The organism is Thermus islandicus DSM 21543 (genome assembly GCF_000421625.1).
Classification (GTDB): Bacteria; Deinococcota; Deinococci; order Deinococcales; family Thermaceae; genus Thermus; species Thermus islandicus.
Window position 1 is genome coordinate 293,550 of record NZ_ATXJ01000001.1, and the last position, 15,053, is coordinate 308,602.

The following is a 15,053-nucleotide window of genomic DNA, read 5'->3' on the forward strand; positions in this document are numbered from 1 at the left end:
CCTCACCTCCCCTAGTCCGCCGCCTGGGCCGCCATCCGCTCCGCGGCCCAGCGGATGGCCTCCACGATGCCCTGGTAGCCCGTGCAGCGGCAGAGGTTGCCCTCGAGGTAGTGGCGGATCTCCTCCTCCGTGGGGTTCGGGTGCTCCTGGAGGAGGGCGTAGGCCGCCATGACCATCCCCGGGGTGCAGAAGCCGCACTGGAGGCCGTGCTTCTCCCGGAACCCCTCCTGGATGGGGTGGAGGCCGTTGTGGGACAGGCCCTCCACGGTGAGGACCTCGAGGCCGTCCGCCTGGACGGCGAAGACGGTGCAGCTCTTCACCGCCTTCCCGTCCAAAAGGACGGTGCAGGCCCCGCACTGGGAGGTGTCGCAGCCCACGTGGGTCCCGGTGAGGCCCAGCGTCTCCCGGAGGTAGTGGACCAGGAGGGTCCTGGGCTCCACCTCGTGCCGGTACTCAACCCCGTTCACCCTGACTTGGATCGGCACCCTTTCCATACCGCCTCCCTAGCTCCGCCTCCAGGTTGCGGAAGAACTGCTCGGCCAGACCCTGGGCCGCCCCCTGGAGGAGCCGCCCCCCAAGCCCCGCCAGGGTGCCCATGAGCCGGGCCTCCCCCTCGTAGCGCACCCGGGTGGCCTCCCCCTCGGGGAGGAGCTCCACCCGCCCCTCCCCCTCGGCCCGGCCCAGGGGGCTCTGCACCTCCAGGCCCAGGGTGAGCCCCTCGGGAGGCCTGCGGTCCTTGACCCGCACCCAACCCTGGAAGCGGCCCCGCAGGGGCCCCAGGGCGAGCTCCAACACGGCCCGGTACCGCCCCTCCCCCTCGGGGACCAGCTCCTTGGCCCCGGGCACCGCCCTCACGAGGACCTCGGGGTCCTCCAGGGCCTGGAAGAGGGCCTCGCGCCCGAACGGTAGGGTCTTCTCCCCTTGCAGATGCATGGCCTTCGCCCTTGCCTCCGATTCTAACCCTGGTTTCGCCCCTGCGGTCAAGGCCGGGCGGGACAATGTGGGCTGGGGTACAAACCAGGAGGGCGTCCCGCATCCAAGGGGACCCTCCCGGGCGTAGGGCTGGGGAGCGGCTGGACGAGCTGGGGGAGGGGCCGGATCCCCTGGCCGTCTGGTCCATCCCTGAGCGGCTGGGGGAGGTGGGAGAGAGGCTCAGAACCCTCCTCCCCCTGGACTGGCGGATCCTGGGCGCGGTGGACGGGGAGCTCTTCCGCATGCCCGCAGAGTTTCTCCTGGATGAGGAGCTCCGGGTGGTCCGGGCCCACGGGGCGGACCGCCTCCCCCTCCCCGAGGTCCTGGCCTGGGCCCGGGCAAACCCCGGATAGGACCCGGACGCCCCTTGCGGCCGCCGGAGGCTTCCGGTAAGGTGGGGGCAGATGGCAAACTACCGCGCGATGCTGGACCTCTCGGGCCGGGGAGCTTTGGTGGTGGGGGCGGCCTCGGGGATCGGCCGGGCCTCGGCGGAGGCCCTCGCCGCCTTCGGGGCCAGGGTCCTCCTGGCCGACCGGGACGAGGGGGGCCTCGAGGCCGCCCTCAAGGCCCTCCGCGAGGCGGGGGGGGAGGCGGAGGCCCTTGCGCTGGACGTGGCCAAGCCCGACGCCGGGGAGCGGGCGGTGGGCTTTGCCCTGGAACGCTTGGGCCGGTTGGACGTCCTGGTGGTCACCCCGGCCATCAACGTCCGCAAGCCCCTCCTGGACTACACCGACGAGGAGGTGGACCGGGTGGTGGACCTGAACCTCAAGGCCACCTTCCGCCTCCTCCGGGCGGGGGGGAGGGCCATGCGGGAGGGGGGTGGGGGGAGCCTCATCGCCCTGGCCTCCATCCGGGCCCTGGTGGTGGAGCCCGGCCAGGGGGTCTACGCCGCCACCAAGGCGGGGATCCTCCAGATCGTCCGCGCCCTGGCCGCAGAGCTTGGGCCCCACGGGGTGCGGGCGAACGCCGTGGCCCCCGGGCCCATAGAGACCCCCCTCACCGCCCCCATCCGGGCCCACCCAGCCTGGTACCGGGCCTACGCGGAGAAGACCGCCCTCCTGCGCTGGGGCAGGCCCGAGGAGGTGGCCATGGCCGTGGTCTTCCTGGCCTCCCCCGCCGCAAGCTACATCACCGGGACCCTCTTCCTGGTGGACGGCGGCTGGACGGCGGTGGACGGCCGCTTCACCCCGCCCCTTTGAACCCCGTGGAACGGGCCCTTCTGGCGGCAGAGGCGGTGGAGGAGAAGGAGGTGGTGGACCTCCTTAAGGCCCTGGTGCGGATCCCGAGCCACCACCCGGGGCCCGGAGAGGAGGGGGTGGTGGCCTTCCTCGAGGCCTTCCTCAAGGAGCGCGGCCTCAGGCCCTTCCGCCAGGAGGCGGCCCCGGGGCGGCCCAACCTGGTGGTGGACCTGGGCGAGGGGGAGGGAGGCCTCCTCCTCGAGGGGCACACGGACGTGGTCACCCCGGGGGACGAGGCCCTCTGGCGCTACCCGCCCTACGCCGGGGTGGTGGAGGGGGGAAGGCTTTTCGGCCGGGGGGCCTGCGACATGAAGGGGGGCCTCGCCGCCCTGGTGGGGGCTTTGCTCGCGGTAAAGCGGGCCCTGGGAAAGCTCCCCCGCCCCTTGCGCCTTGCCGCCCTCGCCGACGAGGAAGGCCTGATGCTTGGGGTGAAGGCCTTCGTGAAGGCGGGCCTCGCCCGGGGCTTCCAGGGGGCTGTGGTGGCCGAGCCCGAGGAGATGGAGGTCTGCCTCGTCCAGAAGGGGGCCCTCCGCCTCCGCCTTCGCTTCCCCGGGCGGATGGCCCATGGGGCCATGCCCTACGCCGGGGAGAACCCCATCCCCAAGGCGGCCCGCTTCGTCCTGGAGCTAAAGGAGGTGGAAAGGCGCCTGCAGGAGCGCTTCCCCCACCCCTACCTGGGCCCCCCCTACCTCACCCCCACCCGCCTCCTGGCCACGGCGGGGGAGGGTCAGCTCAACGTCATCCCCGCCGAAGCCGAGGTGGCCCTGGACGTGCGCACCACCCCGGGGGTGGACCACGCCCATCTGGTGGAGGAGCTCGCCGCCCTCGCCGGGGTAGGGGTGGAGGTCCTGGAGGACCGCCCCCCCGTGGAGACCCCCAAGGAGGACCCCCTGGTCCGGGCGGCGGAGGAGGCCCTAAGGCTCCTCGGCCTTCCCGTGCGGCACGGGGGGGTGCCCGGGGCCACGGACGGCACCTTCCTCCGGGCCTGGGCGGGGCTTCCCGTGGTGGTCCTGGGGCCGGGGCAGAAGACCCTGCCCCACCAGGTGGACGAGTGGGTGGACCTGGAGGAGGTGGTCCAGGCCGCCCGGGTCTACGCGGCCCTGGCGGTCCTTTTTGTGAGCTAGGGCCTTTCCACGCTTCCACGGCGTGGTAGGGTGCACGGAAGAGGAGGGGCAGATGCGGCACTGGATCGGTTTCGTGTGGCTTTTGGGCCTGGCCCTGGCCCAGACCCGGGGCGGGGAGCTTAAGGTGGCCGTCTTGGCCGAGCCCCCGGTGCTGGACCCCACGGCCTCCACCAGCCAGGAGATCGCCCGGATGCTCTACGACAACGTCCTCCAGGGCCTGGTGAAGTTCAACGAGAAGGGGGAGATCGTCCCCGCCCTGGCCGAGCGGTGGCAGGGGAGCCCCTCCAGCCTTACCTGGACCTTTTACCTCCGCAAGGGCGTGCGCTTCCACAACGGGAGCCCCTTCACCGCCGAGGACGTCCTCTTCAAGTTCCAGCGGGCCAAGGACCCCAGGTCCGGCCACACCCACCCGGAGTACTACCGGGACATCGCCGCCGTGGAGGCCAAGGACCCCTATACCGTGGTCTTCCGCCTCCGCCAGCCCGACCAGGACTTCCTCTTCAACCTGGCCCGCCCGGACTCGGTGATCGGGCCTAAAGGTCGGGTGGAGGAGCAGAAGACCCAGCCCATCGGCACCGGGCCTTTCCGCTTCGCCGCCTGGGAGCGGGGGGTGGGGGTGCGGCTGGAGCGCTTTGACGGCTACTACGAGCCCGGCCTCCCCTACCTGGACCGGGTCTTCTTCCGCTTCCTCCCCGACCAGAACGCCCAGCTCGCCGCCCTAAGGGCCGGGGACATCCAGGTCATCGGCCTCGGGGTGAGCCCGGAGAACGCCCTGGTCCTGCAAAAGGACCCCAACTTCAAGGTGGTCTCCGGGTTCACCACCACGGAGATCACCGCCGGGATGAACAACAGCCGGCCCCCCTTCAACGACCTAAGGGTGCGCCGGGCCATCCAGCACGCCGTGGACAAGAAGGCCCTGGTGGAGGGGGTGATGCTGGGCTACGGCACCCCCATCGGCAGCCACCGCTCCCCCGGGGAGCGCTGCTACGTGGACCTCTCGGGGCTTTACCCCTACGACCCGGCCAAGGCCAAAGCCCTCCTCCAGGAGGCGGGCTACGGGCCGGGTAACCCCTTGCGCTTCACCTTCACCCTGGCCGCTCCCTACCCCTACGAGAGGCGGCTTGGGGAGGCCATCGCCGCCCAGCTCGCCCAGATCGGGGTGCAGGCCCGGCTGGAGGTGGTGGAGTGGGCCACCTGGCTCTCCCGGGTCTTTAGGGGCGCGGACTACCAGATGACCATCATCGGCCACTCGGAACCCCACGACATCGGCATCTACGCCAACCCGGGCTACTACTTCCGCTACGACTCCCCCCGCTTCCGGGAGCTCTACGCCCGCTACCTCCGCACCCCCGATCCCGACAAGGCCTGCGAGCTGATGAAGGAGATGCAAAGGCTTTTAGCCCAGGACGCCGTCAACCTCTGGGTGATGAACGCCCCCTACCTGGCGGCCATGCGCAAGGAGGTCATGGGCTGGTGGCCCAACCAGCCCACCCCGAGCCTCAACGTGACCCGGGTCTACCTGGCGCGGTAGATGGCGGCCTACGCCTTTAGGCGCCTCCTCCTGGCCCTGGCCACGTGGTGGCTTGCGGGCACCCTGGCCTTCGCCCTGCTCCTCCTCCTGCCGGGCGACCCGGTGCAGGCCATCCTGGGCCTCGAGGCCTCCCCTGAGGCCCGCGCCGCCCTCGAGCGCTCCCTGGGCCTGGACCGGCCGCCCCTGGAGCGCTACGGGCTCTGGCTTTCGGGCCTCCTGCGCCTGGACCTCGGCGAGTCCATCCGCTACGGGAGGCCGGTGCGGGCGCTTGCGGCGGAGCGGCTCCCCCTCACCCTCGCCCTCGTCCTCCTCGGGCTTGGGGGGGCGCTCCTCCTCGCCCTCCCCCTCGCCCTCCTCGCCGTGCGCTCCCAGACCTTAGATCTCGCCCTGAGCGGCTTCATGGGCCTCCTCCAGTCCCTCCCCACCTTTTTCCTGGGGGTGGTCCTCCTCTACGCCCTCGCCGTCCACCTCCCCCTCCTTCCGGCGGGCGGGTTCCCGGGGTGGGAGGACCCCGGGGAGGCCTTCCGTCACCTCCTCCTCCCTGGCCTCACCCTGGCCCTGGCCCGGGCGGCGATCCTCTTCCGCATGGCCCGGGGAAGCCTCCTCGAGGTCCTCTCCCAGGACTACATCCGCACCGCCCGGGCCAAGGGGGTACCGGAGGGGTGGGTCCTCCTCAAGCACGCCCTGAGGCCCGCAAGCCTCCCCCTGGTCACCGTCTTGGGCCTCGAGGGGGGGTTTCTCCTCACGGGGGCGGTGGTGGTGGAGGCGGTCTTCGCCCTGCCTGGGCTCGGCAGCCTCGCCCTCACCGCCCTCGAGGCCCGCGACTACCCCCTCCTGCAGGGGCTTGTCCTGGTCCTGGCGGGCCTCATCGTCCTCTTCAACCTGGCGGTGGACCTCCTCTACGGCCTTCTGGACCCCAGGGTGGAGTATGCGTAGCCCAAGCCTCTTCCTGGGCACGGCCCTCGTGGGCCTCTTCCTGGCCCTGGCCCTCGCCTCCTTCCTCTACCCCGTGGACCCCAACGCCCCGGACTTCCTCCGGCGCCTAAGCCCCCCCTCCCCCAGCCACCCCCTGGGCACCGACCCCTTCGGCCGCGACCTCCTCGCCCGCCTCCTTCACGGGGCCAAAAACGCCCTCCTGGTGGGCGGGATCGCGGTGAGCGTGGGGTTCTTCCTGGGGGTGCCCCTGGGGCTTTTGGCGGGGTACCTGGGAAAGGGGTGGGACGGCGCCCTGAACCTCCTCACCGAGACCCTCTACGCCCTTCCCGCCCTCCTCCTGGCCCTCCTCTTCGCCGCGCTTATGGGGCCGGGCGCGGGGAGCAGCATGCTGGCCGTGGGCCTCGCCATGGTCCCCGCCTTCTTCCGGGTGGCCCGGGCGGGGGCCCTGAGCCTCAAGGCGGCCCCCTTCGTGGAGGCGGCCCTGGCCCTTGGGGCCACCCCCACCCGGGTCCTCCTCCACCACCTCCTCCCCAACCTCCTGGGGCCCCTTTTGGTCCAGGCGAGCCTGGCCTTCGCCGCCGCCCTCCTGGCCGAGGCGGCCCTGGCCTACCTGGGCCTGGGGGTCCAGCCCCCCGATCCGAGCCTTGGCCGGATGCTCCGCGAGGCGCAAAGCTTCCTCCCCCTCTCCCCCTACCCCGCCCTGGTCCCGGGCCTCGCCCTCTCCCTGGCGGTCCTCGGCTTCAACCTCCTGGGGGACGGCCTCCGGGACCTGCTGGACCCCAGGCGCTAGGCCTGTGGCTCGGGGCGGGCATGCCCGAGGGAGCCTCGCTGACCCTCCCCGCGGTTGACGCCTGCCGGGGCAGCCGGTACAATCGGCGCGACAAAGGGGGGGATATGAACCGCAAGTGGCTTTTGGGCTTGATCCTGGTGCTTTTGGGGCTTACCGGAGCGCTGGCCCAGCAGTCCCGGCTGGACGTGGTCAAGGGACGGGGGCGGCTCGTCTGCGGGGTGAACGCCGTCCTCCCGGGGTTCGGCTTCCTGGACCAGAAGACGGGTAAGTACACCGGCTTTGACGTGGAGTTCTGCCGGGCGGTGGCCGCGGCCCTCTTCGGGGATCCCGACAAGGTGGACTACGTGCCCCTGGACGCCCGGGTCCGGTTCCAGGCGGTGCAGAACGGGGAGGTGGACGTGGCCTTCCGCAACACCACGGTCACCGCCAACCGGGACGGTGCCTTAGGCGTGGACTTCCTGCCCGTCACCTTCTACGACGGCCAGGGGGTCATGGTGAAGAAGGGCCGGGCCAACAGCCTCCGGGAGCTCCAGGACGCCACCTTCTGCACCACCCAGGGCACCACCAACGAGAAGAACATCACCGACTACATTCGGACCCAGAGGTGGCGGGGTGCCAAGGTCCTCACCTTTGAGGACGGGGCCAAGGTGATGAACGCCTTCCTCCAGGGGCGTTGCGACGCCTTTACCGCCGACAAGTCCCAGCTGGTGGGGTACCGGGCCACCGCCCCCAAACCCGAGGAGCTCGTCATCCTGAAGGAGACCATCTCCAAAGAGCCCCTGGCGGGCTTCGTGCGGGAGAACGACTCCCGCTGGCGCGATGCCTTGAGCTGGATCGTCTACGCCACCATCCAGGCGGAGGAGTACGGCATCACCCAGAAGAACCTGGAGCAGTTCCTCAAGAGTGAGGTGCCCGAGATCCGGCGCTTCCTGGGCCTCGAGGGCACCTTGGGCCAGGACCTGGGCCTGCCCCGGGACTTCGTGGTGCGGGTGATCCGGGCCGTGGGCAACTACGGGGAGATCTACGACCGCTTCTTCGGGGCCAAAAGCCCCTTCTACATCCCCCGCACCGGCACCCTAAACGCCCTCCAGCGGTACGGGGGCCTCATGTACAGCCCGCCCTTCCGCTAAGCCCCCGATGCCCCGCCTGCGCGACCTCCTCCTCCAGGGTCTGGTCCTGGGCCTCGTGGCCTGGGGCCTCCTCCTCCTCCTGGCCGAGGCCCGGTCCCGCATGGCCGCCCAGGGCATCCCCTTCAGCTTCGCCTTCCTCTCCCAGGAGGCGGGGTTTAGCCTGAGCGAGGGCCTGACCTACGCCCCCGGGGAGGGACTGCGCCCCTTCTACCCCTCGGACACCTACCTCCAGGCCCTCGTGGCCGGCTTCCTTAACACGGTGAAGGTGGCGTTGCTGGGCATCGTAGTGGCCACGATCCTCGGCCTCCTCGTGGCCGCGGGCCGCCTCTCCGCGAACCCCCTGGCCCGGGCCTTGGCCATGGGCTACGTGGAGGCCATCCGGAACACCCCCCTGCTCCTGCAGCTCTTCGTCTGGTACTTTGCCGTGCTCCTCAAGCTGCCCCCCTGGGAAAAGGCCCTTTCCTGGGGCGGGGTGATCCTTTCCCAGCGGGGGCTCGTCCTGCCCCAGGTGGGCCTGGGGGGCGGGGCCTGGGGGCTGGCCCTCGGGCTCCTGGCCTGGTTCCTCTTGAGGCAACGGCCGCTTTGGGCCTGGGGGGCGCTGGCCCTGGGCCTCCTCCTGGGTTGGGCGCTTTTGGGCCCTCCCCTCGTCTATAGCGCCCCAGAGAGGGGAACCTTTGGCACGCGGGGTGGCCTTCTCCTCTCCCCGGAGTTCGCCGCCCTCCTCTTCGGCCTGGTGGTCTACACCGCGGCCTTCATTGCGGAGGTGTTCCGCGGGGCCATCCTGGCGGTGCCCAAGGGGCAGTGGGAGGCGGCCTACGCCCTGGGCCTCGAGGGCCGGGACGCCTTCCGCCTCATCGTCCTGCCCCAGGCGGTGCGCATCGCCGTCCCGCCCCTCGCCAACCAGTACCTGAACCTGGCCAAGAACACCTCCCTGGGGGTGGCGGTGGGCTACCCGGACCTCTTCTCCGTGTACAGCACCGTGGCCAACCAGTCGGGCCGGAGCCTCGAGGCCATCCTCCTGGTCATGGCCGTGTACCTGACCCTAAGCCTCAGCATCAGCGCCGTCGTCAACACCTATAACCGGCGCGTGGCCCTGAGGTGGCGGCTATGAGGCTCCTCAAGGCCCTCTTCGGGACCCCGGGCAACGCCCTGGTCTCCCTCCTCCTCCTGGCCTTCCTGGGCTGGTTGGGCCAAGCCCTTCTCCTCTGGGGCCTAAGGGCGGAGTGGCGGGTGGTGGGGGAGAACCTCCCCTACTTCTTCGTGGGCCAGCTGCCGCAGGAGCGCCTGCCCCAGGTGCTGGGTTTCCTGGGTTCCCTCGCCTTAGCGCTTCTCGGGTGGCTGGGAGGCCTCCAGGTGGTCCGGGTGCCAAGGCCCCGCCTCCTCTTCCTCCTAGGGCTTCTGGGAAGCCTCCTCCTCCTGCCCTGGCCCCCCACCCTCTGGGGGGGCCTCCTTCTCTCCTTCCTGCTCTCCGGGGCGGCCATGCTCCTCGCCTTCCCCCTGGGGGTGGCCCTGGCCTTCGGGCGGCAGGCCCGCCTTCCCGTTTTGCGCCTCCTTGCCATCGCCTTCATAGAGGGGGTGCGCGGGGTTCCCCTGGTCTCCCTCCTCTTCCTGGCCTTCGTGACCGTGCCCCTTTTCCTACCGGAGGGCCTCCGCCTTCCCCAGGTGGTGCGGGCCCTGGTGGCCTTCACCCTCTTCGCCGCCGCCTACCTGGCGGAGAACGTGCGGGGAGGGTTGCAGGCCGTGCCCAAGGGGCAGTGGGAGGCGGCCTTCAGCCTGGGGCTTACCCCTTTTCAAGCGGTGCGCTACGTCATCCTTCCCCAGGCCCTGAGGGCGGTGGTGCCGGCTTTGGTGGGCCAGTACATCGCCCTCTTCAAGGACACCTCCCTGGTGGCCCTCATCGGCCTACTGGACCTCATGGGAGTGGCCCGGGCCGTTTTGGCCAACCCCCAGAACGTGGGCCTGGAGCGGGAGGTCTACCTCTTTTTGGCCCTGGTCTACCTCCTGGTGAGCGGGAGCTTTTCCTACCTGGGAAGGCTTCTGGAGCGGGGCCTCGGCCTGGGGGTGAGGTGATACCCCTTGCTTTGGGTTCCTGCGCTCCTAGGCTCCAAAAACCTCGCGAGGACTTTCTACCGGGCCCCCATGGGGTGCCCGAAGCGGCCTAGCGGTAGTTCCCCGTATGGCCCAAGGCGTAGCGGCCCGGCTGGGGAAAGTAGGCCAGTCCGTGGGGGTGATCCCCCACCGGGATCCTCTTGAGGAGCTTGCCGGTGGCCGTGTCCCAGACGTAGACCTCCTTGTGGTACCGGCCGGAGAGCCAGAGGGTCTTCCCGTCGGCGGACACCCCGCCCATGTCCGGGCTGCCCCCGCCCGGGATCCGCCACTTGGCCAGGCTCCGGCCCGTGGCCATGTCCAGCACCGAAACCGAGCCCTCGTCCCGGTTGGAGACGTAAAACCTCTTCCCGTCGCGGCTCGGGTACAGGCCGTGGGCCCCCCGGCCCGTGGGGGTGAACCCCAGAAGCCTCAGGGCTTCCCCGTCCACCCGCAGGACCCCGCCCCGGTGCCCCTCGGCCACGTAGAAGGTCCGGCCGTCGTCCGCAAGGCGCACGTCCTGGGGCATACCTCCCACGTGGAGCTTCCCCAGGAGGCCTAAGGGCTCGGTCCTGACCTTGAGGAGGTCCCCGCTCCACTCGCAAGCGGCGAGGAAATACCGCCCGTCCTCGCTGAAGTCCAGGTGGTTCACCCCCCGGCAGGGCACCTTGAGCCTGGCCTGGAGCCGGAAGGTCCTCGGGTCGTGGTAGCGGAGCTCCCGGCGGTTCTCCGCCACCACCAGGGCGTGGGCCCCATCGGGGGTGAAGTACAGGTTGTAGGGGTCGGCCACGGGAATGGGCCGCCCCGGACGGCCCGTCTTGGGGTCAATGGGCACCAAGGCGTTCCCTCCCTCGCTGGCCACATAGAGGGTCTTCAGGTCCCAGCTCGGGACCACGTGCTCGGGATAGGAGGGGACGGGGAAGGTGGTGAGGATCCGGTAGGTCTTAGGGTCAATGACCGTGACCGTGTGGCTCTTCTCGTTGGGGACGTAGACGCGTTCGGGCACCCCCTGCACCGCCGGGGCCAGGAGGCCGGCCTGGGTGTGGGCGTAGAGGCCCTGGGCCATGGCCCCGGGGAGGAGGCCGAGGAGGAGAAGGCTCCAGCGCATGGGACCATGCTGGCGGGGCTTGCTGAATGGAAGCTGAAGCGCGAACGCTTCTCGGTTGCAAATATAACTAATCCGAGCGAAATACTTGACTTTTCTGCCCCGCCGGGATACCCTGCGGGCATGCTGCGCTTTGCCCTGCGCCGCTTCCGCGATCACGACGGGCTTTTCCGGGCCCTGGCCTGGGCCTTGGGCTTCTTTCTCCTCTCCGCCTTCCTGTACCGCCATCTGGCCGTCCGGGGGCCCCTCCACGCCGCCTTGGCCGCCAAGGTGATGGACACCGCCATCCTCATCTTCCGGGAGGGCCTCGAGGCCGTGCTCGTCCTGGCCGCCTTGGCCGCCGGGCTCCTAAGGCAGCGGAGCGCCGCCTTCCGCCCCTTGCTGGCCGGAGCGGGCCTGGCCCTCGGGGTCTCCCTCCTCACCTACCTTCTTCTCGTGCGGGCGGTGGGGATGGCCGAGGCCAGCTTCTCCGAGCTCCAGGTCCAGGCGGCCACGGGCCTTTTGGCGGTGGCGGTGCTCCTTCTGGTGATGAACTGGTTCTTTCACCGGGTCTACTGGACCGGCTGGATCAGCCTGCACAACCAAAGGAAGCAGGCCCTTCTCGCCCAGGGAGCCGAGAGGGGGCTATGGCTTCTCGGCTTCAGCGCCGTCTACCGGGAGGGGTTTGAGGTGGCCCTCTTCCTCCAGACCATCCGGCTCAAGGTGGGGGAGGGGGCGGTCCTCTACGGGGCCCTCCTGGGCCTGGCCCTGACCCTGGCCGTGGCCCTCTTCACCTTCGCCCTCCAGCGGAAACTGCCCTTCAAGCGCATGCTGGTGGTCACCGGGGCCCTCATCGGGCTCGTGCTGGTGGTCATGGTGGGGGAAGAGGCCCAGGAGATGCAGCTCGCCCACTGGCTGCCCACCACCCCCCTTCCCCTGGCCGTCCCGGACTGGATGGGGGTTTGGTTCGCCCTCTTCCCCACCCGGGAAACCCTCCTGGCCCAGGGTCTGGCGGCGGCCCTGGTCCTCGGGAGCTACCTTTTCGCGCGGGGCCGGGCCCTGGGGAAGCCCGCCGGCCGCTAGGGTAGCCCCTCCGGCCCCAGGACCAGGGTGTAGTCGGCGAAGGGGCTTCCCGTTCCCTGGACCGCCACGCAAAGGACCCCGAGGCGCTCGGCCAGGGCCTTGGCCCCGGGCAGGTCCCCGTTGGAGAGGAGACAGGTCCGCTGGGCGGGCTCCACCTGGTAGGCCTCGGCAAAGGCCCTAAGGCCGAGGCTCCTGAGCCTTGCGGCCACCCTTTCGGCCCCGGGGCCCCGCACGGCCACGCGCACCGGCCCCTCGAGGCCCGGCCCTTCCTCCTGGTTCAGGAAGTAGGCGCGGACCAGAGCGTTGGCCCCCTCGGGGTCCATGCGCCAGTAGGAAACGCCCCGAAGGTTCCAAAAGCGCCCGGGCAGGAGGAGGCCCAGGACCTTGGGCCGCTCCTGAAGGAAGCGAGCCACCGCCCCCACCTCCTCGGGCCGCAGGTCGGTCCGGACGTTTTCCGAGAGGGCGGACCAGAGCTCGGGCAGGCGGGCCCAGGTCCGGGGGTCCTTGACCTCCTCCAGCAGGGCCAGAAGGAAGGCCTGCTGCCTTTGGACCCGGCCGATATCCCCTAGGGCATCATGGCGGAAGCGGAGGTAGGCCGCCGCTTCCTTGCCCGTAAGCCGATGCCACCCGGGGGCAAAATGGATCTTCAGCCCAGCGGCCCGGTCCTCGTAGTCCATGCGCTCTGGGATGTAAACCCTTACCCCTCCGAGGAGGTCCACCGCCTGTTCCACGGCGAAGAGGTTGACCAGGACGTACCGGTCGATCCGCACCCCGAGCAAGCCCTCCACGGTGCGCCGCGCTAGCTCCGGCCCCCCGAGGGGGTTAGCGCTGTTCAGCTTGCCGTAGCCCCTTCCGGGGATGAGGGCGTAGGTGTCCCGGGGAAGGGAAAGGAGGACCACGCGCCCAGCTTCAGGGTCTAGGCGGACGAGGATCATGGTGTCGGTGTTGCCGTTCCACCCGTAGCTTGGGGTGGCGGGGCCCGCGTAGGTAATGTCCTCGCCCATCACCAGGAGGGTGAGGGAGGCCGCAAGCCCCCCGGAAAACCCCCTGGCCGCCTCCAGGGGAGCCTTCAGGGGAAGCGGTTTCGGGGCGAGCCAAAGCCCCGTCCCAACTCCCACGAGCATCGCCAAAAGCGCGAACGCCGCCCGCCGCCGCACGGTAGGGCCCCTCCGGAGCCCAGGGGAGTATACCCCGGGCTGGGCCCAGGGGCCAGGTTTTAAGCGATTCCTTCGTGTACTACCTCATAGCTCCACCCCAGCCATCTTCAGGGTCAGCGAAGCTACCTTGTGCACCCGGCTACGGGTTAGCCGTTAGGCTACCTTGCGGAGGTTGTGGACCAGCAAGATGAGGTTCACCCGGGCCACCAGACCCCAGTAGGACCGGACCTCTATCCGGTGAAGCCCCAGAGAGCGTACCTTCACGCTAAACCGGGTCTCAATCCAGTTCCTGACCCTCCCCATCTACCCCGTCCCCACCTTTCCTCCCCTGACCCGATAGGGCAGTGTTCTGACCCCCTGGACCCAACGAAAACCCCGGTCCCCCAAGACCGCGGGCAGATCCCCCAAAAGCTCCCTCCCCCAGGTCTCCCGGGCCTTGCCAGGCAAGATGAGCCAGCGGGTCAGCCCCGAAGGGGCTATGTTCTAAAAGAGGTCCCGCTCGTTCATCACCGGCATGCTGCTTCCCCGCAGGGGAACATCTTGCGGACGTATCCGCCAAACGCTCCCAGGGGGCCCACCCCCACTGCGGCCTCAGGGGTCACGGGCGAAGCCGGTAGCTTGCGGTTGAGGCCGTGGATGCGGTGGCCGTGGGCCAGGGGGATGGGCTTGCGGTCCACCCCCTGCAGAAGGCCTTTTCCCCCGGAAAGCCTTAGGGCGAGGTGGGCCAGCAGTTTCTGAGCCCTTTGAAGAACCCGGTAGAAGCGGGACGGGTGGGGCAGGGAGGGGAAGTAGGCTTTCAGGGTGGTCTTGGCGGCCAGTAGCCTTTGGCGAGGTCCTGGCCCTGGAGGAAGAGGGTCACGGCCGAAGGCCGTATCTTGTAGATGGCGAGGGTCAGGAGCTCGGCCAGGGTGGCCTTCTGGTGCTTTTGCTTTTTGGGGAGCTTGAAACCTTGAGCTTGCAGGGCCTTTAGTTCGTCAGCAAGGTACGGGCTATGCCCGTGACCCACCCAGATGTAGGTAGCCACGAGGGTCAGCTCCGCAGGAGCTATCTTGCGGGTTTCTTCGTCAAGAGGGTAAAGGGGGTGCTCGCGGTCGTGCATAGCACCCCCTCTTTTTTTCACACCCTGGGGGCCCAGATCAAGTAGCGCACGAAGGAAATTAGCGTCGCGTCTAGGGGGTCCGTATCCTCGGTCGCCACGGACTCCATCCTTCGCGTAGGAGCGTATATAAGAGTGTATAGTAGTGGCTAGAGTTGGTCAGGTGGGAGAGCGTGGTAAGGAACAGGGTCGCGCACTGGGGTCTTGGCCTTCTGGTGCTCCTGGGGTTTCCCTGCCGGGCCTCGGAGGGGGTTTTTACACCTCAGGGCTCCGCCTCCATTACCTGGAGGCGGGCAGGGGGGAGCCCGTGGTTCTCCTCCATGGCTGGGCCGTGGACTCCAGCATGTGGAGCCGGGTCGTGCCCCTTCTCGCGCAGGAGTTCCGGGTGATCGCCCTGGACTGCCGCAGGCACGGAGGGAGCGCAAAGCCCCACGACCCTGGGGCCTATGGCCCAGAAATGGCCCGGGATGCCCTGCGCCTCCTAGACCATCTGGGGCTACCCCGGGTTCACCTCGTGGGCTACTCCATGGGCGCCCTCCTCCTTGGCCAGGTGCTCGCCGAGCATCCCGAACTCGTCCTCAGCGCGGTCTTTGCCGGTGGAGCCCCGGTGGTGGAGTGGGACCCGGAAGATCTGCGGGCACAGGAGGGCTTTCTGGAAAGCTGGGCAGGAAGCAGGCTATTCCCATGGATGGCGCGCCTCCTCGGTAAGGATCCGGTGGCCCTGGCCTTAGCCCTGCGGAGCCTGAGGGAGCTCCAGGTTTCCCCGGAGGCCCTCGAGGCCTACCGTGGTCTGGCCTTATTCGCTTACGGGAGCGAGGAGTGACCTT

At 69.7% G+C, this 15,053-nt stretch carries 15 protein-coding genes and 1 pseudogene; 11 read left to right on the forward strand and 5 right to left on the reverse strand.

Features of this window, described 5'->3' with window-relative positions:
- Positions 1-11: 11 nt before the first annotated feature.
- Together H531_RS0101555 and H531_RS12655 are read right to left on the reverse strand one after the other, a co-directional pair.
- On the reverse strand, positions 12-494 hold the full coding sequence (locus H531_RS0101555) for a (2Fe-2S)-binding protein (protein WP_022797607.1): 483 nt from the start codon (positions 492-494) through the stop codon (positions 12-14).
- Positions 454-933 carry an SRPBCC family protein gene (locus tag H531_RS12655; protein WP_022797608.1) on the reverse strand — a complete coding sequence of 160 codons (480 nt, stop codon included), beginning with the start codon at positions 931-933 and terminating at the stop codon, positions 454-456. The genes H531_RS0101555 and H531_RS12655 overlap by 41 nt, the downstream gene beginning before the upstream one ends.
- A 65-nt stretch (positions 934-998) precedes the next feature.
- Between H531_RS12655 and H531_RS14665 the strand changes: the two genes are divergently transcribed.
- The 9 genes from H531_RS14665 to H531_RS0101605 all read left to right on the forward strand — a co-directional run bounded on the left by H531_RS14665 (position 999) and on the right by H531_RS0101605 (position 9,791).
- Positions 999-1,325: a hypothetical protein gene (locus tag H531_RS14665; RefSeq protein WP_028490589.1), complete on the forward strand. Its 327-nt coding sequence runs from the start codon at positions 999-1,001 to the stop codon at positions 1,323-1,325.
- A gap of 51 nt (positions 1,326-1,376) precedes the next feature.
- Positions 1,377-2,171 (forward strand): SDR family NAD(P)-dependent oxidoreductase, encoded by a 795-nt coding sequence (locus H531_RS0101570; protein ID WP_022797610.1) that lies wholly within the window; start codon positions 1,377-1,379, stop codon positions 2,169-2,171.
- 5 nt (positions 2,172-2,176) lie between these two features.
- Positions 2,177-3,334 (forward strand): M20 family metallopeptidase, encoded by a 1,158-nt coding sequence (locus H531_RS0101575; protein WP_028490590.1) that lies wholly within the window; start codon positions 2,177-2,179, stop codon positions 3,332-3,334.
- Positions 3,335-3,386: 52 nt separating this feature from the next.
- Positions 3,387-4,865 carry an ABC transporter substrate-binding protein gene (locus H531_RS0101580; protein ID WP_022797612.1) on the forward strand — a complete coding sequence of 493 codons (1,479 nt, stop codon included), beginning with the start codon at positions 3,387-3,389 and terminating at the stop codon, positions 4,863-4,865.
- Positions 4,866-5,801: an ABC transporter permease gene (locus tag H531_RS0101585; protein WP_022797613.1), complete on the forward strand. Its 936-nt coding sequence runs from the start codon at positions 4,866-4,868 to the stop codon at positions 5,799-5,801.
- Positions 5,794-6,591, forward strand: a complete 798-nt coding sequence (locus tag H531_RS0101590; RefSeq protein ID WP_022797614.1) for an ABC transporter permease — start codon at positions 5,794-5,796, stop codon at positions 6,589-6,591. The genes H531_RS0101585 and H531_RS0101590 overlap by 8 nt, the downstream gene beginning before the upstream one ends.
- A 104-nt stretch (positions 6,592-6,695) precedes the next feature.
- Positions 6,696-7,721, forward strand: coding sequence for an amino acid ABC transporter substrate-binding protein (locus H531_RS0101595; RefSeq protein WP_022797615.1), 1,026 nt, complete (start codon positions 6,696-6,698; stop codon positions 7,719-7,721).
- Between the two features lie 7 nt (positions 7,722-7,728).
- Positions 7,729-8,832 (forward strand): amino acid ABC transporter permease, encoded by a 1,104-nt coding sequence (locus tag H531_RS12660; protein WP_022797616.1) that lies wholly within the window; start codon positions 7,729-7,731, stop codon positions 8,830-8,832.
- Positions 8,829-9,791, forward strand: coding sequence for an amino acid ABC transporter permease (locus H531_RS0101605; protein ID WP_022797617.1), 963 nt, complete (start codon positions 8,829-8,831; stop codon positions 9,789-9,791). Before H531_RS12660 ends, H531_RS0101605 begins: the two co-directional genes overlap by 4 nt.
- An 88-nt stretch (positions 9,792-9,879) precedes the next feature.
- Here H531_RS0101605 and H531_RS0101610 read toward each other — a convergent pair whose 3' ends face one another.
- The gene (locus H531_RS0101610; RefSeq protein WP_022797618.1) at positions 9,880-10,914 is read right to left on the reverse strand and encodes a YncE family protein; all 1,035 of its coding nucleotides are present in this window, start codon (positions 10,912-10,914) and stop codon (positions 9,880-9,882) included.
- 120 nt (positions 10,915-11,034) lie between these two features.
- On the opposite strand from H531_RS0101610, the gene H531_RS0101615 reads away from it, so the two are divergent.
- A complete protein-coding gene (locus H531_RS0101615; protein WP_022797619.1) occupies positions 11,035-11,973 on the forward strand; it encodes an FTR1 family protein in 939 nt (312 codons plus the stop codon).
- Here the strand turns inward: H531_RS0101615 and H531_RS0101620 are convergent.
- Both H531_RS0101620 and H531_RS15300 read right to left on the reverse strand, forming a co-directional pair.
- On the reverse strand, positions 11,970-13,130 hold the full coding sequence (locus tag H531_RS0101620; RefSeq protein ID WP_022797620.1) for an LCP family protein: 1,161 nt from the start codon (positions 13,128-13,130) through the stop codon (positions 11,970-11,972). The two genes, H531_RS0101615 and H531_RS0101620, sit on opposite strands and share 4 nt — an antisense overlap.
- A 153-nt stretch (positions 13,131-13,283) precedes the next feature.
- Positions 13,284-14,229: pseudogene (locus tag H531_RS15300) on the reverse strand (transposase family protein).
- Positions 14,230-14,533: 304 nt separating this feature from the next.
- Here H531_RS15300 and H531_RS12670 point away from each other — a divergent pair.
- Entirely contained in the window at positions 14,534-15,049 is a 516-nt protein-coding gene (locus tag H531_RS12670; RefSeq protein WP_051130677.1) for an alpha/beta fold hydrolase, read from the forward strand.
- Positions 15,050-15,053: the final 4 nt, after the last annotated feature.